17 protein-coding genes and 4 pseudogenes are annotated in these 19,854 nt (G+C 69.0%); 10 read left to right on the forward strand and 11 right to left on the reverse strand.

All coding sequences use genetic code 11. The features are described 5' to 3' along the window. The coding region (locus tag ACWGKT_RS29305) for a tetratricopeptide repeat protein (RefSeq protein ID WP_453276057.1) at positions 1-1,505 on the reverse strand (1,505 nt) is incomplete at its 3' end. Between the two features lie 974 nt (positions 1,506-2,479). Further along, on the reverse strand, positions 2,480-2,623 hold the full coding sequence (locus ACWGKT_RS29310) for a hypothetical protein (RefSeq protein WP_453276058.1): 144 nt from the start codon (positions 2,621-2,623) through the stop codon (positions 2,480-2,482). A 1,066-nt stretch (positions 2,624-3,689) separates the two neighbouring features. Between ACWGKT_RS29310 and ACWGKT_RS29315 the strand changes: the two genes are divergently transcribed. Together ACWGKT_RS29315 and ACWGKT_RS29320 are read left to right on the forward strand one after the other, a co-directional pair. Next, complete coding sequence (locus ACWGKT_RS29315; protein WP_453276059.1) at positions 3,690-4,127, forward strand: DUF5959 family protein; 438 nt, start codon at positions 3,690-3,692, stop codon at positions 4,125-4,127. Positions 4,128-5,104: 977 nt separating this feature from the next. Further along, positions 5,105-5,272 (forward strand): annotated as a pseudogene (locus ACWGKT_RS29320) (flavoprotein); the annotation flags it as partial. A gap of 246 nt (positions 5,273-5,518) precedes the next feature. Here ACWGKT_RS29320 and ACWGKT_RS29325 read toward each other — a convergent pair. Further along, positions 5,519-5,701 (reverse strand): annotated as a pseudogene (locus tag ACWGKT_RS29325) (imine reductase family protein); the annotation flags it as partial. A gap of 143 nt (positions 5,702-5,844) precedes the next feature. Between ACWGKT_RS29325 and ACWGKT_RS29330 the strand changes: the two are divergent. Both ACWGKT_RS29330 and ACWGKT_RS29335 read left to right on the forward strand, forming a co-directional pair. Further along, positions 5,845-6,333 (forward strand): hypothetical protein, encoded by a 489-nt coding sequence (locus tag ACWGKT_RS29330; protein ID WP_453276060.1) that lies wholly within the window; start codon positions 5,845-5,847, stop codon positions 6,331-6,333. A 47-nt stretch (positions 6,334-6,380) separates the two neighbouring features. Next, positions 6,381-6,641 (forward strand): annotated as a pseudogene (locus ACWGKT_RS29335) (MFS transporter); the annotation flags it as partial. 48 nt (positions 6,642-6,689) lie between these two features. Here ACWGKT_RS29335 and ACWGKT_RS29340 read toward each other — a convergent pair. The 3 genes from ACWGKT_RS29340 to ACWGKT_RS29350 all read right to left on the reverse strand — a co-directional run bounded on the left by ACWGKT_RS29340 (position 6,690) and on the right by ACWGKT_RS29350 (position 8,497). Then, positions 6,690-6,869: a hypothetical protein gene (locus ACWGKT_RS29340; protein ID WP_356154978.1), complete on the reverse strand. Its 180-nt coding sequence runs from the start codon at positions 6,867-6,869 to the stop codon at positions 6,690-6,692. A gap of 86 nt (positions 6,870-6,955) precedes the next feature. Beyond that, the gene (locus tag ACWGKT_RS29345; RefSeq protein ID WP_235453241.1) at positions 6,956-7,831 is read right to left on the reverse strand and encodes an undecaprenyl-diphosphate phosphatase; all 876 of its coding nucleotides are present in this window, start codon (positions 7,829-7,831) and stop codon (positions 6,956-6,958) included. A 195-nt stretch (positions 7,832-8,026) separates the two neighbouring features. Further along, complete coding sequence (locus ACWGKT_RS29350; protein WP_356154973.1) at positions 8,027-8,497, reverse strand: winged helix-turn-helix transcriptional regulator; 471 nt, start codon at positions 8,495-8,497, stop codon at positions 8,027-8,029. 117 nt (positions 8,498-8,614) lie between these two features. On the opposite strand from ACWGKT_RS29350, the gene ACWGKT_RS29355 reads away from it, so the two are divergent. Continuing rightward, on the forward strand, positions 8,615-9,784 hold the full coding sequence (locus ACWGKT_RS29355) for a thiolase family protein (protein WP_453276061.1): 1,170 nt from the start codon (positions 8,615-8,617) through the stop codon (positions 9,782-9,784). Positions 9,785-9,791: 7 nt separating this feature from the next. Here the strand turns inward: ACWGKT_RS29355 and ACWGKT_RS29360 are convergent, their stop codons facing one another. Continuing rightward, complete coding sequence (locus ACWGKT_RS29360) at positions 9,792-10,574, reverse strand: TVP38/TMEM64 family protein (RefSeq protein ID WP_356154968.1); 783 nt, start codon at positions 10,572-10,574, stop codon at positions 9,792-9,794. A gap of 49 nt (positions 10,575-10,623) precedes the next feature. Between ACWGKT_RS29360 and ACWGKT_RS29365 the strand changes: the two genes are divergently transcribed. From ACWGKT_RS29365 to ACWGKT_RS29375, 3 genes are all read left to right on the forward strand, one after another. Beyond that, on the forward strand, positions 10,624-11,346 hold the full coding sequence (locus tag ACWGKT_RS29365) for a DNA alkylation repair protein (RefSeq protein ID WP_453276062.1): 723 nt from the start codon (positions 10,624-10,626) through the stop codon (positions 11,344-11,346). A gap of 285 nt (positions 11,347-11,631) precedes the next feature. Beyond that, complete coding sequence (tuf, locus tag ACWGKT_RS29370) at positions 11,632-12,813, forward strand: elongation factor Tu (protein ID WP_356154961.1); 1,182 nt, start codon at positions 11,632-11,634, stop codon at positions 12,811-12,813. Between the two features lie 80 nt (positions 12,814-12,893). Then, a complete protein-coding gene (locus ACWGKT_RS29375; protein WP_453276063.1) occupies positions 12,894-13,739 on the forward strand; it encodes a spermidine synthase in 846 nt (281 codons plus the stop codon). A gap of 38 nt (positions 13,740-13,777) precedes the next feature. Here ACWGKT_RS29375 and ACWGKT_RS29380 read toward each other — a convergent pair whose 3' ends face one another. The 4 genes and pseudogenes from ACWGKT_RS29380 to ACWGKT_RS29395 form a co-directional block, all read right to left on the reverse strand. After that, the gene (locus ACWGKT_RS29380; protein WP_453276064.1) at positions 13,778-14,518 is read right to left on the reverse strand and encodes an SDR family NAD(P)-dependent oxidoreductase; all 741 of its coding nucleotides are present in this window, start codon (positions 14,516-14,518) and stop codon (positions 13,778-13,780) included. Between the two features lie 194 nt (positions 14,519-14,712). Beyond that, a pseudogene (locus ACWGKT_RS29385) lies at positions 14,713-14,802 on the reverse strand (DUF4291 family protein); the annotation flags it as partial. A gap of 626 nt (positions 14,803-15,428) precedes the next feature. Beyond that, positions 15,429-16,424 carry a hypothetical protein gene (locus ACWGKT_RS29390; protein ID WP_453276065.1) on the reverse strand — a complete coding sequence of 332 codons (996 nt, stop codon included), beginning with the start codon at positions 16,422-16,424 and terminating at the stop codon, positions 15,429-15,431. Between the two features lie 477 nt (positions 16,425-16,901). Continuing rightward, positions 16,902-17,255 (reverse strand): hypothetical protein, encoded by a 354-nt coding sequence (locus tag ACWGKT_RS29395; protein ID WP_453276066.1) that lies wholly within the window; start codon positions 17,253-17,255, stop codon positions 16,902-16,904. Between the two features lie 36 nt (positions 17,256-17,291). Between ACWGKT_RS29395 and ACWGKT_RS29400 the strand changes: the two genes are divergently transcribed. Together ACWGKT_RS29400 and ACWGKT_RS29405 are read left to right on the forward strand one after the other, a co-directional pair. Further along, a complete protein-coding gene (locus ACWGKT_RS29400) occupies positions 17,292-19,031 on the forward strand; it encodes a restriction endonuclease (RefSeq protein ID WP_453276067.1) in 1,740 nt (579 codons plus the stop codon). A 174-nt stretch (positions 19,032-19,205) separates the two neighbouring features. After that, positions 19,206-19,799 (forward strand): DUF4291 domain-containing protein, encoded by a 594-nt coding sequence (locus ACWGKT_RS29405; protein WP_453276068.1) that lies wholly within the window; start codon positions 19,206-19,208, stop codon positions 19,797-19,799. The last annotated feature ends 55 nt before the right edge of the window (positions 19,800-19,854 follow it).

Genomic DNA, 19,854 nt, shown 5'->3' on the forward strand with positions numbered 1-19,854 from the left:
ACCCGCTCGCGCAGGTCGAGGGCGTCCTGGACTCGTCCGGCGGCGCGGTAGGAGTCGGCGAGGTTGTTGCGGGCGGTGAGGGTGTCGGGGTGGTCGGAGCCATGGATTTCGCTGCTGCGCCGAACCGTTCCTTCGTCGAACTCGATCGCCTGCTGGTAGAGACCCGCGTCCGTGAGGCTGTGGCTGACCTTGTGGATGCACGGGTGGATGGCAGGCAGCCACAGAGCCGAGTGGGTGTACTGGTCAAGACGGACAGTGTTGGCACGCAGAGTGTCCGACAGTTCCCGGTCCTCGTGGTCGAGGCCGGGCCAGAGACTGCGGATGGCGTCGGCCGCGCTGCGGGCAATGGCGGTCAGCGCACCGGGCTGGATGGTCTCGCGGACGGCGCGGGCGGTCAGGGCGTGCAACCTGACGGGAGTTGTGTCGGTGTCTTGGGTGACGAGGCCGTAGGTGCGCAGGCGTTCCAGTGCGCTGTGGATGTCTGCCTCGGTGACGGCCGGGCGGTATTGGCGCAGCCAGCGGCGCTGTGAGGGGCGGGCGGTGCGTAGGTGCTGGAGGGCTGGGGGCGTGGTCCACAGAGCGGCGGGGTGGCCGAGCGGGTCCATGAGAGAGGCGAGGTGCAGCAGGTGCCGTGCCAGGCGGGTGGTGTCGGCTTCCTCGACTGCATCGAGGGAGATCAGCAGGGAGGTGGTGACGGGGCGTCCGTAGCCTTCGGTGTCCGCGCTGGGCGGAAGCAGATCGCCCAGCCTGCTGCCGGTGTCGCGCAGCAGCGTGAGGTAGTCGGCCATCGTGCGGCGTTTGTTGATGAGGTAGGCGGCGGCGTGGCCGAGCGCGAGTGGGAGGTGACCGAGTTCCGTGGCGAGGTCGTCCGCCTGGTCGGGGTTGTGAAGGTGAGGGTGGCCGGCGTCGGTGAGACGGCGGTGGAGATAGGCGCGGGCCTCCTCCGCCGTGTAGAGGCCGAGCCGGATGAGCGTGCGGCCCTGGCCGCTGAGCTGGGCATCGTCGCGCCGGGTGGTGGCCAGCACCCAGCCGTTGCGGGGGCCGTTGTCGGGCCACCATTCCTCGACGTGCGCCGGGTTGGTGATGTCGTCCAGCACCACCAGCCAGGCCCGCTCCGTCGACGACAGCCACCGCAGAAACTCCCGTGCAGCCGCAGTGCTGTCCTCCCGTGAAGCCCCCGGAAGGCACAGTCGTTCGGCCGCTTCCGCATAGGCGGTGATGATCTGGTCCGGGCCGGTGGCTCTGGCCCACACCAGAACGTCCAGACCCGCTCCTCCGGAACGCTCCCGGTCCCGCAGATCCCGCGCCAGGGAGGCCGCGAGCTGGCTCTTGCCCACCCCGCCGGTTCCCGACAGCACCACCTCACCGCCCTTCGACCGCGCCTCCTCCGCCCTCTCGCGCACGTGCGTGCGTGGCTGGAACGCCGCAGCCAGCCGCGGCACACTCCCCACCCACACCGGCCACTGCACCGACGGCCCCGGCACCGGCGGGGGATGCACAGGCATATCCCCCGCGACCTGGATGACATATCCCTGCGCCTGTGCCTGCTGCCGGGCACGGCGCTGCCCTGAACGCTCCACCACCCGTCCCCTGCCTCAGCCGCGGTTCCCGCCGACCTGGTCAATGTCACCGCTGCCCTCGCTGCGAGCCTTCTGTCGCACGTCCTCACCCCTCGTACCAATGGGCCCTGAGGTCCCCGTACTGCCCCCTGTCTGCCGGATACCGCCCAGCCCACGCGCTGATTGCCGAACCCGATGGCTCCCGGCCCCGCCGGCCTGCGACGCCCACCAGCCCAGCGCGGCTAAGACACCCGCAGCGACCACACTGGCCACCGGACCGATCACCTGCCACGGGTCGTCGCCGCCCTCCAATAGCACCGCCCACGGCACCGCCACGGCAAAAAACGCCCCGACCGAACCCGCCACCGCCACCAGCCACCGCACCACGGCGTTCACCGCCACCCCCGATCCGCGCAGCCAACTCATTGTGAAATCCACTATGTTGGCACGCAGACACCCGCACGCACCCGAAGAAGCCGGAATCCGCACCGACCGGTCATGGGCACTGCGATACTGCGACCCGTGGAACCGGCCGCCCCAGCCACGACGCATCCCAGGGCGGGATCCCCGCGAGGACACGGACGGTGCTCGCGCCGAACTGGCCCGGTACGCCAAGGACGACACAGAGCCTGTGGCCGTGATGCAGCACAGGCCGTTCACCAAGAGCACAACAACAAGGCCCAGGTCTCTGACTTGGGCCTTCTCTGTGGAGCGGGTGCCGAGAATCGAACTCGCGCTCTTAGCTTGGGAAGCTTGGGTTCTCAGTGAGAGGCTGCTTGGCTGAACTGCGGCGGAGCGGGCGCGGGGCCTCACTGACCGGCGGCCTGGTCCCCGCCATTCCCCGTGGTTCCCCGCACGATCTGGCACGTGTCTGGCACGGGATCGGCCGTCCGATCTGTACGTCTGCCTTGAGCCACGGACTACTCGAACGTGATCGCAGCTCGTAGAGCTTGTGCGAAGAAGTTCCAGTGACCGCTGGCGGGCAGATTGCGACCGGCGTCGCTGTACGCGCCGTCCGCGTCGTCCAGGTGGTACGGGTTGATCGAGGAAGGCAAACGGCCCACGCAGCAGGTGATCGACAACGACCCCGTGCTGTCGTTCGTGCTGCGTCTGCGCGATCAATCGGAGCCGCGAGGCCTTCCGGCGTTGACGGCGCACATTCCTAGCCTCGCCAGCGAAGCCAACGCACAAAGTACGGACAGAGGTTGAGGTCTGGAGTGTGTCCAAAGGCGGTCGGCTTGCGACAGGATTGCACAGCACTGGCAAGGTCGAAGTCGGGATACCCGCGACCTTCCAGGGAAGGATCTCGAGTGCATCTCAGTGAGTCGGAGGGGGCTGCTCATGAGCGGTACATCACGGTCGCGTCACGACAGGATAGAGCCGGAGCCGCCGCCCGAGCGCGGCTCCGATCGCTTCAGCGACGATCCCCCTGATCCCCTCGCCTCGCTGCTGGCCAAGGTCAACAATGGGGAACACATTTCGACTCCTGGAGACAACGCGGGCGGCGAAGACCGCGACCCCCATGACGAGGAATGGCGGGAACATGATCGCCACGGCCCCTATGCGCAGGGGCGTCGCCGGAGGAACTAACGCACAGGGCGGAGTCCCCGTCTGCGGCAGTGCATGCGGGGACTTGGCGTGAGGGCTGCTCACGCGGGCTGGAGCGGGGCGGCTTGCAAATCGACGAGCAGACGGCGCGCGCCGGGCGACAGCTCGCCCCCGTACGGGCACATGTGGGCCCGACCGTCTCAACGCGGTGGTCGGCCAACTCCACCGGTACAGCTGGGACCACCTGGAGGACGAGTACGGCTTCCTGACAGACCAAGCGATCGACCCTGAAAAGGACCCGCTGGAGACCATCCCGGCCGAAGAGTTCCAACGGGTGTGGACTCGGTGAGCGGGCTGGACAACCACTTTAGGAGCGAGGTGAGGTGGTGTGGCGTTGAGCTGCGGAACCGCCACTTGGACTGGAATGGGATCGGCCACCCCCTGGCGACCGGCGTTCCCCGCGGCTCCCCGCTGGATCTGGCACGGGTGTGGCACGGGGAACTTCTGATCCGTAGCTCTGAACCTTCATGATGCCCACGTCATCCTGTCGGACTCTGCCCGTATCGTGCACGCAAGCTCTGGATGCACGACCGACGAAGGGGAGCGCGGGTGGACGAGTGGGTCCCCGTTGACTTGATACATCTGACTGACGGACGAGACGTCTCCCTCGTCCTACGTACGGTTGAGCGCCACGAAGCCCGACGTGCCCGGGTGCGAGCCGAGTGCCTGATAACTACGGATTTCGTGAACGCCCGCTTGCAGACCAACATCTGGCTTGATCATCTCGAAGAGTGGAAGGAAGCACTGAGACGCCTCAGTGCTGGTGAAGACGCCAGCTGGCCGCAAGGGAGTCGAGGCCTGGAGCTGTACTTTCATCCACACGAAAACGGCTGGCTCTCCATCTCGATCCATGACCCCGACAGGTTGACGGTGGCTCTGGGACTCCAGCCAACGGCTGAGTGGATTGATGAGCATGAGGCAAACCTTCAGCGTCTACGTGACGCCTGCGGCGAGCCCTGAAGACAAGCAAGACGTTGCTAACTGAGCTCTACCCGGCCTCACCCACCCAGCTCCCATCCCGTCCGCCGTCGACCCACACACCGTGGAGCGGGCGTGGTTCAGGGGCGTCAAGGTGGAGCGCGCCACTGTACGAACGACCTTGACGCCCCTGGGCCGCGTCTGCTCGGCTCTGCCTGGGTCGATGGTGGACGGGATGGGAGCACCCCGCGCGCGCCATTACGGGCCCGCAGTCGGGAACGGCGCCCCCCTCCATCCCGGTGCCGGCCGATCCCCCGCCGGAGGCATGGCGTTGGCCGTGGGCCGCGCTATGCGGTGATCGCCTCATGGCCTTCGGCCCTATCCCCCTGTGGGCGCGCGTCGGCGCAGCGCGGGCGGAGCGGGCCGGAGGCAGGAGCGGCGCCCGCAGCGGAGCCGGGAAGCGCGCCCGGCGGAGCGGAGCGCAGCCGGGGCTTGAACCCGTGAAGAAGGTTGTAACTCAGTCGGCTGCCTGGGGGCTGCCTGGGGTGCTGCGGCCTCCGCGGCACAGGAATCAAGGATCCCGACCCACCAGAATCCACCGAGCCCCCTTCCTGCCAGGGAAGGGGGCTTAGCGAGCCACAGAGTCATGTGCGAGCCGGGAGCAGCCCTAGACCCACTCCACCTCGGAGACGACCCCCGAGGCCTCCCTAGGGCCCGGCAGCGGCGTCCGAGAAGACGCCACCGGCGCCGACGGGCGAGGACGCGAAGCGCCAAGCGTGGACAGCGCGGCAGTCACCTCGTCCTCACTCGCTCCCGCCAACGCCTCAACCACCCGATCGAGCGCCTCGCTCACCTCAGTGCGCGTGACCACTCGAAGCCGGCGTCGGCGCAGCGTTCTTGACCGTTAGCGGCAGCAACTTCTTCCCGGTCGGGCCGATTTGTATGGCCGTATCCATCTGCGGACAGATGGGGCAGTCGAAAGCCCCATTCATCGGTGGGCGCCGGTGCGAGCCCGTTGACTGGACGATCAGGTGCCCGCGCTGGAGGAGCTGACCGGGCACCCGGTGCGCAGCCGCTACAAGCTGCCCAAGGACCCCGATGTCTGGCCTCCTGCCGATGTGGCCGTCCTGGCTCCAGCGACCTTCAACACGTCAATCAATGGGCTCTGGGGATCACAGAGAAGTTCGCCAGAGCAGAACTCGTGAAGTTGACACCGAAGGATCAGCATCTTGAGTTTCTGCCATCGATGTTGGCGGAGGTGGCAGCCCATAAGGAGGCCGGTCGCGCTATTGCGGCAACCGTCGTCCCGTCCCCTCACTGGGGCCCCGCAGGTCACCAAGTGCCTCTTCGGGGCGGGGGCTGTGCCCACTGGGTCCAGGGTGATCCATGGGTGCAAACCTACGGATGTGCTTCGTCGTTCCTACACTGCGTCGTCACATCGGGGCCTGGCCGGGGAGAGTCCGGCAGGCGTGCCCTGCATCGGGGATCCTCAGCACCTCGACCAGACTGGCGTCACGGTCAGAGCCGTGGCCTGCGGTTTCCGCCCGCTGCATCGCGGTCCTCAGCAGCTCGGGCAGGGCGTTGTCGACGCCTCGGAGTGCCACGGCGTGGATGAGGTGATTGAGCGCGAGACCGAGTTCCTGGTGGACTCATCACCCGCGCCTGCTTTATCCGGTTGCTTTTCGCGGGACAGGTTTGGCGTTTCGGTGCAGCTGAGGCGTAAGTGGCCTACGAGTCTCTTCAGGCTTAGTGTGATTGTATGGGCGAACTAACAGTAGAGGAACGCGCCCAGCAGCACAAAGACGGCTGCAACAAACGGGCACGCGAGCACCAACTTTCGTACGAGAGGTATCGGCGACGGGCGGCGTTGCTTAACGGGATCGCTGCCGTGTCCGGTGCCCTCGCAGGCGGAACGCTTCTGTCTGGGGCCGAAGGCGGAACCGTCTGGGCCTATGTTGCTGGATCCCTCGCTGCGATTGGGGCCATTGCTGCATCTCTAGAGGTGCGGCTCGGTTACACGGCTCAGACGCAAGCGCACGGGCGGGCGGCCTCGCGCTTCGCCACGTTCAGGACTGCCTTCTACGACTTGGCTGATGTCGAGGCCCCTGACCAGGACAAGGTCCGCCTCAAGTTGGATGAACTCACCCAACGCAAAGCGGAGTTGGAAGAAGTCGCGCCCTTGGTCGAAGAATGGGCCAGGAAAAAGCGAGAGCAAGAGGCCAAGCGGCGGAGGGAGGAGGGGAAGTAACTCGCTTTGGTGCAGCTGCCAAAAGGCTACATTCACCAAGGTGTTGCGCGCTGCACCAGGAGATACCCGAGGACAAGCTCTCCCGCGTCTCGGCCTACGATTGGTTCGGCTCCGTCGCCCTGCTGCCTCTCGCGATGGTGCTGGCGGGCTCCGCCGAGCAGGCGTTCGGGCGCACGGCCTCGCTGTGGGGCTGCTCGGGGCTGGTCGTGCTGGTCACGGCGGCGGTGCTGACCGTGCCGGACGTACGGAATCTGACCCTGCGCACCAAGCACGCCACGGAGAACCGCGGGGCCGCCCGCGCCGACGCCCGGGTCGAGCAGCGGGCGTCGGCCGCGCGGCGGGGGCCGCCGCCGGGGTCAGGCCGCCTCGATGATCTCGTCCCGTACCGCCTCGGCCCACTCGACCACCAGCAGTTCGTACTCCGCGCGGTCCTGGGCCGAGAGGTATCCACCCGCACGCAGCCACAGGGCCCGGATCTGCTCGTTCACCTGGGCAGCAGACCGCACGGAACCAGGGGTCGCGGAATCGGGGGACATGCGGCCAAGCGTAGGCGCAGGAGCTGACACTGCGCTACCGGCCCGCTACGCAGACCGTATGGGGTTGGTCACGGCTCCCGGCGCCGCTACTCCGCCACCTCGGCCGCGTGCGGGCTCAGCACGCCCGCCGTCACCAGTCCGATGATGACGACGCCGAGCGCGACGCGGTACCAGACGAACGGCATGAAGCTCTTGTTGGAGATCCACTTCATGAACCATGCGATGACCGCGTACCCGGACACGAAGGCGATCACCGTGGCGAAGAGCGTCGGGCCCCACGACACGTCGTCGCTCTCCATCGCGTCCTTCAACTCGAAGAGCCCGGAGGCGAGTACGGCCGGAATGGCGAGCAGGAAGGAGTAGCGGGCGGCCGCCTCGCGCCGGTAGCCCATGAACAGGCCGCCGCTGATCGTGGCGCCGGAGCGGGAGACGCCCGGGATGAGGGCGCAGGCCTGGCAGAGGCCGTAGATCAGGCCGTCCTTGACGCGGAGGTTCTCCAGCGTCTTGCGCTGCTTGGGCGCCCGGTGCCGGCCGCCCGTCTCGTCGCGCGCCGCCAGCCGGTCGGCGATGCCGATGACGATGCCGACGACGATCAGCATCGTCGCGGTGACCCTGAGATCGCGGAACGGCCCCTCGATCTGGTCCTTGAGCGTCACGCCCAGCACACCGATCGGGATGGAGCCGACGATCACCAGCCAGCCCATCTGGGCGTCGTGGTCGCCGCGCATCGACTTGTCGACCAGCGACCGCGTCCAGGCCGCGATGATCCGGCCGATGTCCTTGCGGAAGTAGATCAGCACCGCGGCCTCGGTACCGATCTGCGTGATCGCCGTGAAGGCCGCGCCGGGGTCCTCCCAGCCCGAGAAGGCCGCGGTCAGCCGCAGATGCGCGCTGGAGGAGACCGGGAGGAACTCGGTCAGCCCCTGGACGAGTCCGAGGACGAGGGATTCAAACCAAGACATGGAGGTACGGCGTCCAGTTGCTGATCGGGGAAGGGCCGGGTCGAACGACGAACGGACGTGTGATGATCATGAATGTGGTGATCATTCGTGTCCCCGGGCAGCGTAGCGCCCCGCAGTGACGGGCCGGACACAGGGGTTCACCGGACGCCCACGACCGCGCAGTTGACGAGAGCCCTCACCGCGCCGCGTTCACCGTCAGGCCGCCGTCGGACCCGCCACCGTCCAGCCCGGCGCCTGCGGGTGGGCCGAGACGTCCTCGTGGCGCACCTCGTCGCCGCAGACCGAGCAGGTGACGACGGGGAGCAGTTCGTTGCCGCAGATGTGCTCGATGACCATGGGGCGGTCGTCGTCCTTGCGCAGATGGCGGTCGCCCCACGCCATGAGGGTCATCAGGACCGGCTCCAGTTCGAGCCCCGCCCGCGTGGGTCGGTACTCGAAGCGCTGCGGCCGCTCGCTGTAGGCGCGCTTGGTCAGGATCCCGGCGTCCACGAGCCGGCGCAGCCGGGTGGCCAGGATGTCGCGCGGCGCGCCGATGTTGCGGACCAGCTGGTCGAAGCGGCCGTTGCCCAGGCACACCTCCCGCAGCACGAGGAGGGAGTACTTCTCGCCGACGAGGGCGAGGGCGTCGGCGATGGAGCAGGGGCGCGGGTCCTTCGTGGCGGCCATGGCGCCCAGTCTAGGTGAGGGTTTGATTTTCCAACCCGGCGAGTTATGGTGAGTTTGGATTTCCTACTCACCGGTAATCGCGCCGGTCACCGCCCGGCGGCCAAGGAGGCCCGCACCATGCGTGACGCAGTCATCGTCGAAGCCGTACGCACCCCCATAGGGAAGGGCAAGCCGAACGGCTCCCTCGCACACGTCCACCCCGTGGAGCTCCTCGCCCACACCCTGCGCACCCTCGTCGAGCGCTCCGGCGTCGACCCGGCACTGATCGACGACGTCATCGGCGGCACCGTCGACCAGGTCGGCGAGCAGGCCATGAACACCACCCGCTACGCCGTCCTGTCGGCGGGCTTCCCCGAGACCGTCCCGGCGACCACGGTGGACCGCCAGTGCGGCTCCTCCCAGCAGGCCGTGCACTTCGCCGCCCAGGGCGTCATCTCGGGGGCGTACGACCTGGTCGTCGCCTGCGGTGTGGAGTCGATGAGCCGGGTGCCGATGTGGTCGAACGTGCCGCCCGGCAAGGACCCCTTCGGCCCCGGAGTGGCCGAGCGCTACCCCGAGGGTCTCGTCCCGCAGGGCATCAGCGCCGAGCTGATCGCCGCCAAGTGGTCCATCACGCGCGAGCGGATGGACGCCTTCGCCGTCTCCTCGCACCACAGGGCGGCCGCCGCCTGGGACGCGGGGCTGTTCGACGCCGAGGTGGCGCCCCTGGACGGCGTGGCGCGCGACGAGTGCGTACGGCCCGGCAGCACCCCCGAGATCCTCGGCGGCCTCAAGCCGGCCTACTACGACCCCGGCTTCGCCGAGCGCTTCCCGCAGATCGGGTGGAGCGTCACCGCGGGCAACGCCAGCCCGATCAACGACGGCGCCTCCGCCGTGCTGATCACGTCCAGCGATACCGCGGCCCGCCTCGGCCTGCGCCCGCTGGCCCGACTGCACAGCTTCGCCGTCACCGGCTCGGACCCGCTGCTCATGCTCACCGGCGTGATCCCGGCGACCGAGAAGGTGCTGCGCCGGGCCGGCCTGGACATCGGCGACATCGACCTGTTCGAGGTCAACGAGGCGTTCTCCAGCGTGGTCCTGGCCTGGCAGCAGGAGACGGGCGCCGACCTCGCCAAGGTCAACGTGCACGGCGGCGCGATCGCCCTCGGTCACCCGCTCGGCGCGAGCGGCACCCGGCTGACCACCACCCTGGTGCACGCCCTGCGCGAGCGCGGCGCCCGCTACGCCCTGCAGACGATGTGCGAGGCGGGCGGACTCGCCAACGCCATGATCCTGGAGAACGTGTGACGGAACGTCAGCTCGCGCGCAGGTGGTGGCGCTTGCGCCAGGCCACCACCGCGCCCGCCACGGTCGGTACGGCGATGCACGCCATCGCGATCAGGAAGGCCGGCGAGGTCGGCGACGAGGCACGGGCGCCCGCGACCGCGTAGGCGGCGGTGTTCGGCACCGAGCCGAGCGCCGTCGCCAGCAGGAACGGCGACCAGCCCATGCGGGACACGGCGGCGCAGTAGTTCGCGGCCCAGAACGGCACGCCCGGGAACAGCCGCGCCGCCATCATCGAGCGGAACCCGTGCCGGCTGAGCTGGCCGTCGGCCGCCTTCAGCCAGCGGCCGCGCAGCAGCGGGCGCAGCGCCTCCTGGCCGAGCATCCGGCCGAGGCCGAAGGCGGCCGCGCCGCCCAGCACGGTGCCCGCGAGCGAGGCGCCCAGCCCCAGCTGGGAGCCGAACAGGGCGCCCGCCGCCAGGTTCAGCAGGGGCCGCGGCACGAACGCCACCGTGCACAGCCCGTACAGCACCACGAACGCGGCCGCCGCCGCACTCCCGCCGAACTGGGGCGGCCACCCGTGAGTGATCAGCTTCTGCGGCTCGAACAGCAGCACCGAGGAGGCGGCGGCCGCGAGCAGCACGACGAGCAGGGACAGCCGCGACCAGGGCGACAGCAGCACGCGCGTGCAGCGCGCCGCGAGAGTCGCGCGCGGCACGGGCGCCGCCGAGGCGACGGCTACGGTGAGCTCCGTGACGGCGGCCCGGGGACAGGCCGTCGCGGTGCCCCCAGAGCGGTTGGTGGCATCGAGCATCCGGTGACACTAACCGACGAAGATGTCTGATCGCCGTATGGTTCGTCTCATGACCGTCACAGGTGCGGGCCCGGTGGACGTGCCCCACAGCGCCCTCGCCGACACGCTGCTGGAGCGGCTCACCGGCGCGTACTCCGCGGCCGCCGACCGGGAACGCGCCGCGGCCATGCGGGCGTACATGAAGGACGTGGCCCCCTTTCTCGGGATCCCCACCCCAGACCGCCGTGCGCTGTCCCGCGCGGTGCTGGCGGGCACCTCGCGCCCCGACGAGAGCGACTGCGCCGCGCTCGCGCTGCGCTGCTGGGAGCTGCCCGAGCGCGAGTACCACTACTTCGCCGTCGACTACCTGCGCCGGCACGCGGCCCGCTGCTCGTCCGGCTTCCTGCCCGTGGCCCGCCACCTCCTCACCACCGTCCCCTGGTGGGACACGGTCGACCTGCTCGCCGCGCACCTCGTCGGCGCCCTCGTCGCCGCCGACCCCGAGCTGGTCGCCGACATGGACCGGTGGATCGCGGACGACGACCTGTGGGTCGCCCGCACCGCCCTGCTCCACCAGCTGCGTTACAAGGAGCGGACCGACACCGACCGGCTCTTCGCCTACTGCCTGCTCCAGTCCGGCCACCCCGACTTCTTCATCCGCAAGGCCATCGGCTGGTGCCTGCGCGAGTACGCCAAGACCGACCCGGAAGCCGTCCGGGACTTCCTGGCACGCGAGCGGGGCCGGTTCGCGCCGCTCACGGTCCGCGAGGCCCTGAAGAACATCGGGGCCTGACCCCGCGCCGGGGCGAGGGCGCGCCGCAGGGGCGCGCGGAGCTGCGAAAAACCATTCGACGGGGGGCCGGGCGTCGGCGATGATCGGCGTCATGTTCCGGTACGCCTTCGTCCTCGCAGCATCCGCGGTCGCGGATGCTCCGAAGGCTGCCGTGCCGATCTTCCAGGCCGCCGTCGACGGCGCCCGAAGCTGACCCTCTCCGGAACGTCCGGCGGACCCCGCAGGGGGAGGGTCGGCGAGTCCTTGGGGTCCCCGTCACCACTTACGAGGCTTCGAGGTAGAGCCATGCCCAAGACGGCATACGTGCGCACCAAGCCGCACCTGAACATCGGCACGATGGGTCACGTCGACCACGGCAAGACCACCCTGACCGCCGCCATCACCAAGGTCCTCGCCGAGCGCGGCACCGGCACGTTCGTGCCGTTCGACCGCATCGACCGCGCCCCGGAGGAGGCCGCCCGCGGCATCACCATCAACATCGCGCACGTCGAGTACGAGACCGACACCCGGCACTACGCGCACGTGGACATGCCGGGCCACGCCGACTACGTCAAGAACATGGTCACCGGCGCCGCGCAGCTCGACGGGGCGATCCTCGTCGTCTCCGCGCTCGACGGGATCATGCCGCAGACCGCCGAACACGTGCTGCTCGCCCGGCAGGTGGGCGTCGACCACATCGTGGTGGCGCTCAACAAGGCCGACGCCGTCGACGACGGCGACGACACTGTGCTGACCGACCTGGTGGAACTGGAGGTACGGGAGCTGCTCACCTCGCACGGCTACGGGGGCGACTCCGTGCCCGTCGTACGGGTCTCCGGGCTCAAGGCCCTGGAGGGCGACCCACGTTGGACGGCGTCGATCGAGGCGCTGCTCGACGCCGTGGACACCTATGTGCCCATGCCGGAGCGGTATCTGGACGCGCCGTTCCTGCTGCCCGTCGAGAACGTGCTCACCATCACCGGGCGGGGCACGGTCGTCACCGGCGCGGTCGAGCGCGGGACCCTCCGGCTCGGGGACCGGGTCGACGTGCTCGGCGCCGGCGTTGAGAGCGTCGTCACCGGCATCGAGACCTTCGGCAAGCCGATGGAGGAGGCGCAGGCCGGGGACAACGTGGCGCTGCTGCTGCGGGGCGTCGCGCGGGACACGGTGCGCCGCGGCCACGTGGTGGCCGCGCCGGGCAGCGTGGAGCCCCGCCGGCACTTCACGGCGCGGGTGTACGTGCTGTCGGGGCGCGAGGGCGGCCGTACGACGCCGGTGTCGAGCGGTTACCGGCCGCAGTTCTACATCCGGACCGCGGACGTGGTCGGGGACGTCGACCTCGGTGAGGTGGCCGTCGCGCGGCCCGGGGACACGGTGAGCATGACCGTGGAGCTGGGGCGGGACGTGCCGTTGGAGCCGGGGCTCGGGTTCGCCATCCGTGAGGGCGGGCGGACGGTCGGTGCGGGGACGGTCACGTCCGTGGGCTGACCGTCGTACCAGGGGAGCCGCGTGGCCGGTCACGCGGCTCCCCCGCACGCGATGTCACCGGTCACCGGCACAATGGGGACGTGAGCGACCCGATACCCGTACTGCGCACCACCGACCACGGCACCGCCAAACTCATGCCCGACGTCGACCGTGAGCGGGCCTGGCTGCTCACGGTCGACGGGGCGCCGCAGTCGTACGTCGACCTGGACGAGCCGACGCATCTGGAGTTCGAGTACACGCGTCGGCTCGGGTACGTGCTGGACACGGTGGGCGAGCCGGGGCGGCCGCTGGATCTGGTACACCTCGGCGGCGGCGCGCTCACGCTGCCCCGGTACCTCGCGGCGACCCGCCCCGGCTCCCGGCAGGACGTCGTCGAGGCCGACGGAAAACTGCTGGAGCTGGTCGCCGAGCACCTGCCGCTGCCACCGGGCGCCGGCATCGCGCTGCACCACGCGGACGCCCGCGTCTGGATCGAGGCCGCGCCGGACGACTCGGCCGACGTACTGATCGCCGACGTCTTCGGCGGCTCCCGGGTCCCCGCGCACCTCACCTCGCTCGCGTACGCCCGTGAGGCCGAGCGCGTCCTGCGGGCCGACGGTGTCTATCTGGCCAATCTCGCCGACGCGGCGCCGTTCGCCTTCCTGCGCTCCCAACTGGCCACCTTCGGGGCCGTGTTCGAGGAACTGGCGCTGATCGCCGAGCCGGGCGTGCTGCGCGGCCGCCGGTTCGGCAACGCGGTCCTCGTCGCCTCGCACCACCCCGTCGACACGGCGGCCCTGTCCCGGCGCGCCGCCTCCGACGCGTTCCCGGCCCGCGTCGAACACGGCACCGCGCTCAGGGAGTTCGTCGGCGGCGCCCGCCCGGTGCGCGACGAGGACGCCGTGCCGTCGCCCGCGCCGCCCGACGGGGCGTTCGGCATCGGCTGAGCCGTCCCACGCGGCGGTACTGCGGGTGGCGGGCAGGCTCAGCGCCCGCCCGCCACCCGCAGTACCGCGCCCGTCGTGTAGGAGGCGTCCGGCGACAGCAGCCAGGAGATCGCCGCGGCGATCTCCTCCGCCCGGCCGGGGCGGCGCAGCGGGACCGTGTCGGACATGCGGTGCGCGCGGTCGGGGTCGCCCATCGCCGCGTGCATCTCGGTGTCGATCACGCCGGGGGCGACCGCGTTGACGCGGACGCCGTCGGGGCCGAGTTCCTTGGCCAGGCCCAGGGTCAGGGCGTCCACGGCCGCCTTGGTGGCCGCGTAGTGGACGTACTCGCCGGGGCTGCCGAGGGTCGCGGCCGCCGAGGTGACGTTCACGATCGCGCCGCTCCCCCGCGCGCTCATCAGCCGGGCGGCCAGGCGCGAACACAGCAGTGTGCCCAGCAGGTTGACGTCGAGGACCCGGCGCAGGACGGCGGGGTCCGTGTCCGCCAGCCGTCCCAGCGGCCCCGTCACCGCCGCGTTGTTCACCAGACCGGTGACCGGCCCCAGCCGCTCCTCCGCGGAGTCGAAGAGCCTTTCCACATCGGCTTCGACGGCGGTGTCCACCCGCACGGTCACGGCACGCGCCCCCGCCGCGCGCACGCCCTCGGCCACCGTCTCGGCGGCCTCGCCGTCACGGATGTACCCGACCACCACGTCGTGCCCGTCGGCCGCGAGCCGCAGGCAGGTCGCGGCGCCGATCCCCCGGCTGCCGCCGGTGACGACCGTGACGAGACGTTTCATGGGAGACCTCCTGGTGCGGCGGACGGGCACGAAGATCGACTCACTCTACGACCGCGGGGCCCGCCCGGTCCGATACGGGTCCGGGGTCAGGCCCGCAGGTGTCCGAGCGCGTCGTCGTCCATCGGACAGGGCCGCTCCACCGGCGACAACGCGGTCGCCCGGCCGAGTTCACCCGCCCTGACCAGAGCGTGCTTCTCGACGGCGAGGACGGTCTCCTGACCCTCCTTGGTGCCCCAGCCGCAGCGGTACGTCATCCACAGGAGAGACGGCCTGACCCATGTCAAGCCTCGCTCGCAAACCCTTTGCGAAGCTGGGCCACTCCCCCTTGCCCGACCGCAGGCCCCCGCGAGGCCCGTACCTGAAACGTCGTAGCCTTCGCCTCGTGACCGGAGAGAACCAGCAGACTGACGACCTCAACACCCAGGTTCCACCTGATCACCAGTCGCCATGGGACAGCACGGATTGGGCGAGACTTCGCACCGCCCGAGGCAACGGGGGATTTCTACCGGCCGCGCTGTCGCGCCTTCTGGACCCCGACCCAGCGGTTCAGATCAGGGCCATCAGCGAGCTGGAGCCGGTGTACCACCAGAACAGCTTCTACGAAGCCACTCTCCCCACGGCCCTGTACGTGGCCGCATCCTTGACCACCCCGCTACCGCGACCGCCGCAACCGGCCGACAGGCTGATCCGGAAAGTCGCCATCCCCTCCGGGCAGCCCTGCTGGACTGGCTTGGGACACTTGCCTACGACGCCGACGACGAGTGCCTTGCCATCGGCCAACGGCACTTCAAGGGCAACCACCTCGACGACTACTACCCGGAAATGCGCGCCTTCCGGGACCAGCGCCCGCCGTTCTACCGTGACTGACGATGTGGTGATCCATGTGCTGGCGAGGGCGGCCGCGGCCTGATCAGAACAGCGTGAGTGCTTTGGCTATGCGCCGCGAAGTGCCCTTGTGCGTGACCCATCTGCTCAGGGTCTCCAGCTCGGTCCGTGCTGCCCGGCGCCCGAGCAGAGCCAGCGCGACGATGCCCGCCTCAGCCACTTGAGGCGAGCGGGGGGCGTCTTTGGACCGATGGTCCAGGGAGGTCTCGACGAGGCCGACAAGGGCACGGACGGTGTCCGGCCGAGGCGGAAGGAGGGAAAGCATCCAAGCGAGTCCACGCAGCACGTGAGCGTTGTACGGGTCGAAACACGCGTTCACATCGAACTGAAGGTGCGGATGACCGAGAAGCGGGACGGTGCGATCCAGATGAGCCAGCTCCAACCACCCGAGAACTGCTCGTCGCGCCTCCTCCGGGCCAACAGCGTCCAGCAGGACCGACCCGGTTCGTCTCCACTTCGCCGATGGTGCGTCGGCCGTCGCGGGGGCCGCATGCCCCAGCAGCCGCTGCCACGGCTCTCCTCCGGCAGTTGCTTGCTCGAGAGCCGCGTCGGCCCACGGTTCACCGGGATTGAGCACCGGACCAGGGAAATGAGCCAGTAGGTTTCGCATTCCGGGTTCCGCGCCGTTCGCGGCCGCCTGCGTGCGACGGAAGCCCGGCAGGTTCACCGTCGCGCTTGTGCGCCGGAAGGCGGCCAGGACGGCGGTGTCGGGAGTACGCCCGGCTGCAAGTTCCGCGTCGGCCAGTTCCCAGATCCGGTGGGTCGACCAAATGACGTACTGGTCCCTCAACCGGGAGAGCTGTTCCTGGCGTTCGGCAGCCAACAGGTCCCCGTCGAGGCCACGGACGACTCCGGAGGCGACCATGAGCAGTTCGGTGCGGAGGTATCCCGGATTCCGCCTGAACTCCTCGGCCGACCAGTCGTCTTCCACATGGGCGTACCAATGGGCCCATATACCGGCGAGCTCCAGCCGGTCCTTGTCGGGCAGGGCCCGTAGGAGCTCCATGTTCTCGAACCCCACGCCCGTCATGGAGCCGTTGTTGCAGGCGGCCCGCATGACGGCGCGAGACAGCTCTGGCAGATCGCCCCGCTCGGCGAGGGCTCGGTAGTGAGCGGCCTGTTCTCCCAGGACCTGGGTGTTCCCCATCCATCTGCTCATGGCCGGCAGCGTAGAAGGGGCCACTGACATCGAACGCGTCCCCACCCCTGGGGGCTCAGGCGTTCTCCCGCCTCCGTACAGCGTCCGCTACCCCGGACGCAGGCGACCGCCAGGGGTCTGCCAAGGCGGCTTGATGATCCATGTCAAGCCGCGTTCACAAACCTTTCTGGGACTGGTGCAGCCGGCGGGATCAACGCTGGGAAGGGCGACCGTTTGGGCACCGCGGCCCAGAGCACCCATGGCTACCCTTCAGTCTCGCTGACCTGCAGGGATGGCCCGAGTAGGCCGCCTTTGCCGAGTGGATATGCGAGACGGCGATTGCTGGATAGAGTCGTCTCGTTACAGCTGGTTGTGGGGACAACCAAAGGGCCGTTCGGCTGCCAACGTCCTGGGGAGGGCCTGCAGCACATGAGTCGTCGCTCTACTGGTCTCGTCGGCGTCTGGGCCGAGATGCAACGCCAGCAACAGCGCCAGTTGGAAGCCGAAGCCAGACGGCGGAGACAAGAGGAGCAGCAAGCGCGCGCCTATCAGCGGCGAGCCACCCAGAGCCACCGCGAGTACCGCCAGGCAGAGGCACAACGCGGTACGGAAGAACTGGACGCGCAGGTTGCGTCGCTCCAGGGCCTTCTCGCTGTCGGTTGTCAGGCGCGGGCCTTCAGGACAGCAGCACTCATGCGGGCTGAGGAGGTCCAACCCTTCTCTCCGGGAGCCTTGGCCTACCCCGTGCCCATGCCGAACCCGGATCAGTACCAGGCGCAGGGTGGCTGGACTGCGAGCCGCCGGGCGCAAGCTCAGGCCGAAGCGCGGGCGTGTTTCGAACGGGACTGGCAGGCTGCACAGGCTGCGGAGACTCAGCGCCAGCAGCAGCTTGCCGCATCTCAGAGGGAGTACGACCAGTGGGCCGGTGCCCAGCTGGCGGAGGTTCGCCGACACAATGCTGGCGTTCGTGAGGTGACCGAGGGGGTCAGACGTGGAGACCCCGATTCGGTGGTCGAGTACTTCTCCGCCGCTCTCTACTCGTCGACCGCATGGCCTGAGAACTTCCCTCGACAGTTCTCTGCGGCGTACGACTCAGCAGCGCGGCAGCTGGTCCTCGATTGGGAGCTCCCGGGGTACGGCGTGGTCCCCGAAGCGAAGTCCGTGCGGTACGTGTCCTCGCTCGACCAGGACAAGGAATCCCCTCGCCCCGTGGGCCAGCGTCGGGCTCTGTACAGAGAGGTCGTCGCGCAGTGTGTGCTCCTCGTCCTGCATGAACTCTTCGCCGCGGACGAGCTGGTTGTACTCGAATCCGTGATCTTGAACGGATTCGTGGATGATCACGATCCTGCGACTGGGCGGCGTGGCCACCTTTTCCTTGCGACTGTCATGGCTGCGCGGTCCTCGTTCCGTGATCTGCACTTGGCTCAGGTGGAGGCGGTCAGTTGTCTGACCGACGGACTTCGAGGGCAGCTTTCAGCACGGCCGGACCAACTGACCCCAGTGCGACCGAACCGTCGGCCGCAGGATGTCGGCAACCGTGTTGTCGCTCACGGCAGCGATGATGAACCGGACCTGTACGACATGGATCCGATCGCATTCGAGAACCTCGTGGCTGATCTCTTCCGGGCCATGGGGATGCAGGCAGTCACCACCCAACGTTCGAACGACGGCGGTGTGGACGTCAACGCGCTGGACCCGACACCGATTCGCGGCGGCAAGATCGTCGTGCAGGTGAAGCGCTACCGCAACACGGTGCCACCCACCGCTGTACGTGACTTGTACGGGACCGTGCACGATGCCGGTGCCAACAAGGGTGTCCTCGTGACGACGTCAGGATTCGGCCCCGGCTCACACACCTTCGCCAACGGCAAACCCCTGGAACTGATCTCAGGAACGGAACTCGTCGACCTGCTGCATCGTCATGGTCTGCGTGGGCGACTGGGCGAAGGAGGCCGCCCTACCACGGGGCAAGCGACACCGACGAGCCCGGAACCTCAACTGCCAGCCGACTACAACATCCTCGGCATGTCTTGGTCCGGAAGCGTCGCCCTGGACGTGTGCGCTCTCGTCTGTCGCGGCAACCGTGTCCTCAGCGATGATCACTTCGTCTTCTTCAACAACCACCAGACACCCGACGGCACCGTGCGAGCTCTACCTGCTACTGCGCCGGACAAGGCCGCGATCTGCGTGGCCTTCGACGGGCTGCCGGAGACGGCCGACCGATTCGTGCTCGTGGCCGCGATCGACCCGGAGATCAACCCGGACGCCGATCTCTCCGGTTTCACGGACGCCTGCATCCGACTTCTGGATCCGGGTATGACCGAACTGGGGCAGCTTGAGGTCTCCGACGGCCGGCCCCACGAGACCGCCCTGGTACTCGGCTCGTTCCGCCGAAGGCCCAATGGGGACTGGGACTTCGTACTCGGCGGCAAGGGCTACACAGGCGGCCTGGAGGAACTCGTCAAGGACTACGGCGTCGAAGTGGAGTAGAGCCTGCGTCCGCCACCTCGCGTGCGGCATTGTCGAGATGTCGCTCCATGCGCCGGACGCGTTTCGGCTCGCATGGGCGACTGCCTGCCGCTTGCGGCTGACGTGCTCCGGCGGATCGAGCAGCGGGTCGAAATTCGGTGGTCATCTGAGTTGGCCGAGCCCACGCTGTATGCCATGGAAGAACCGCCCCGCAGGATCCGCGCGCTCCACACGGCGTCCACGATCACCGTCTACCAGGCGTACCGCCCGGAGATCGGCGGACCCGCCGCCCGCAAGGGTCGTTTCCCGGCCGCGTGGAAGCCTGACCGCATGACGTGGATCAAGCCCAGCTTCATGTGGATGATGTACCGCTCCGGCTGGGGCACGAAGGAGGGGCAGGAGACCGTCCTCGCCGTCGAGATCACTCGCGACGGCTTCGACTGGGCGCTGCGCCATGCCTGCCTGTCGAGTTACGTTCGCGGACTGCATCCCGATCGCGGCACCTGGCAGCGTGACCTCAAGCGCGCACCGGCCCGTGTCCAGTGGGATCCCGAACGCGATCTGCACCTGCGTCCCCTGCCGTACCGCTCGCTGCAACTGGGGCTCTCGGGTGAGGCATCGGCGCGTTACGCGGACGAGTGGATCGTGTCCATCCGCGACGTGACCCCGCTCGCCCACGAGATCCACGCCCTCGTCAAGGACGGCCAACTGGACTCAGCTGCCCGACTGCTCCCCCAGGAGCAGGGATACCCCGCCGGCGAAGAGCTACTGGCCCACCTGTGTCCCTGACCGGCTGTCCGGCACAACGGCTGGCATCACCCACGGGTCACAAGGCGGCAGAGGT

The organism is Streptomyces sp. NPDC054794, from assembly GCF_053611585.1.

Coding starts and splice junctions, on each gene's coding strand:
- ACWGKT_RS29315 (WP_453276059.1), top strand. CDS start 3,690: ATGCACGACCGACGAAGGGGAGCGCGGGTGGACGAGTGGGTCCCCGTT.
- ACWGKT_RS29330 (WP_453276060.1), top strand. CDS start 5,845: ATGGGCGAACTAACAGTAGAGGAACGCGCCCAGCAGCACAAAGACGGC.
- ACWGKT_RS29340 (WP_356154978.1), bottom strand. CDS start 6,869: ATGTCCCCCGATTCCGCGACCCCTGGTTCCGTGCGGTCTGCTGCCCAG.
- ACWGKT_RS29345 (WP_235453241.1), bottom strand. CDS start 7,831: ATGTCTTGGTTTGAATCCCTCGTCCTCGGACTCGTCCAGGGGCTGACC.
- ACWGKT_RS29350 (WP_356154973.1), bottom strand. CDS start 8,497: ATGGCCGCCACGAAGGACCCGCGCCCCTGCTCCATCGCCGACGCCCTC.
- ACWGKT_RS29355 (WP_453276061.1), top strand. CDS start 8,615: ATGCGTGACGCAGTCATCGTCGAAGCCGTACGCACCCCCATAGGGAAG.
- ACWGKT_RS29360 (WP_356154968.1), bottom strand. CDS start 10,574: ATGCTCGATGCCACCAACCGCTCTGGGGGCACCGCGACGGCCTGTCCC.
- ACWGKT_RS29365 (WP_453276062.1), top strand. CDS start 10,624: ATGACCGTCACAGGTGCGGGCCCGGTGGACGTGCCCCACAGCGCCCTC.
- tuf (WP_356154961.1), top strand. CDS start 11,632: ATGCCCAAGACGGCATACGTGCGCACCAAGCCGCACCTGAACATCGGC.
- ACWGKT_RS29380 (WP_453276064.1), bottom strand. CDS start 14,518: ATGAAACGTCTCGTCACGGTCGTCACCGGCGGCAGCCGGGGGATCGGC.
- ACWGKT_RS29400 (WP_453276067.1), top strand. CDS start 17,292: ATGCCGAACCCGGATCAGTACCAGGCGCAGGGTGGCTGGACTGCGAGC.
- ACWGKT_RS29405 (WP_453276068.1), top strand. CDS start 19,206: ATGGAAGAACCGCCCCGCAGGATCCGCGCGCTCCACACGGCGTCCACG.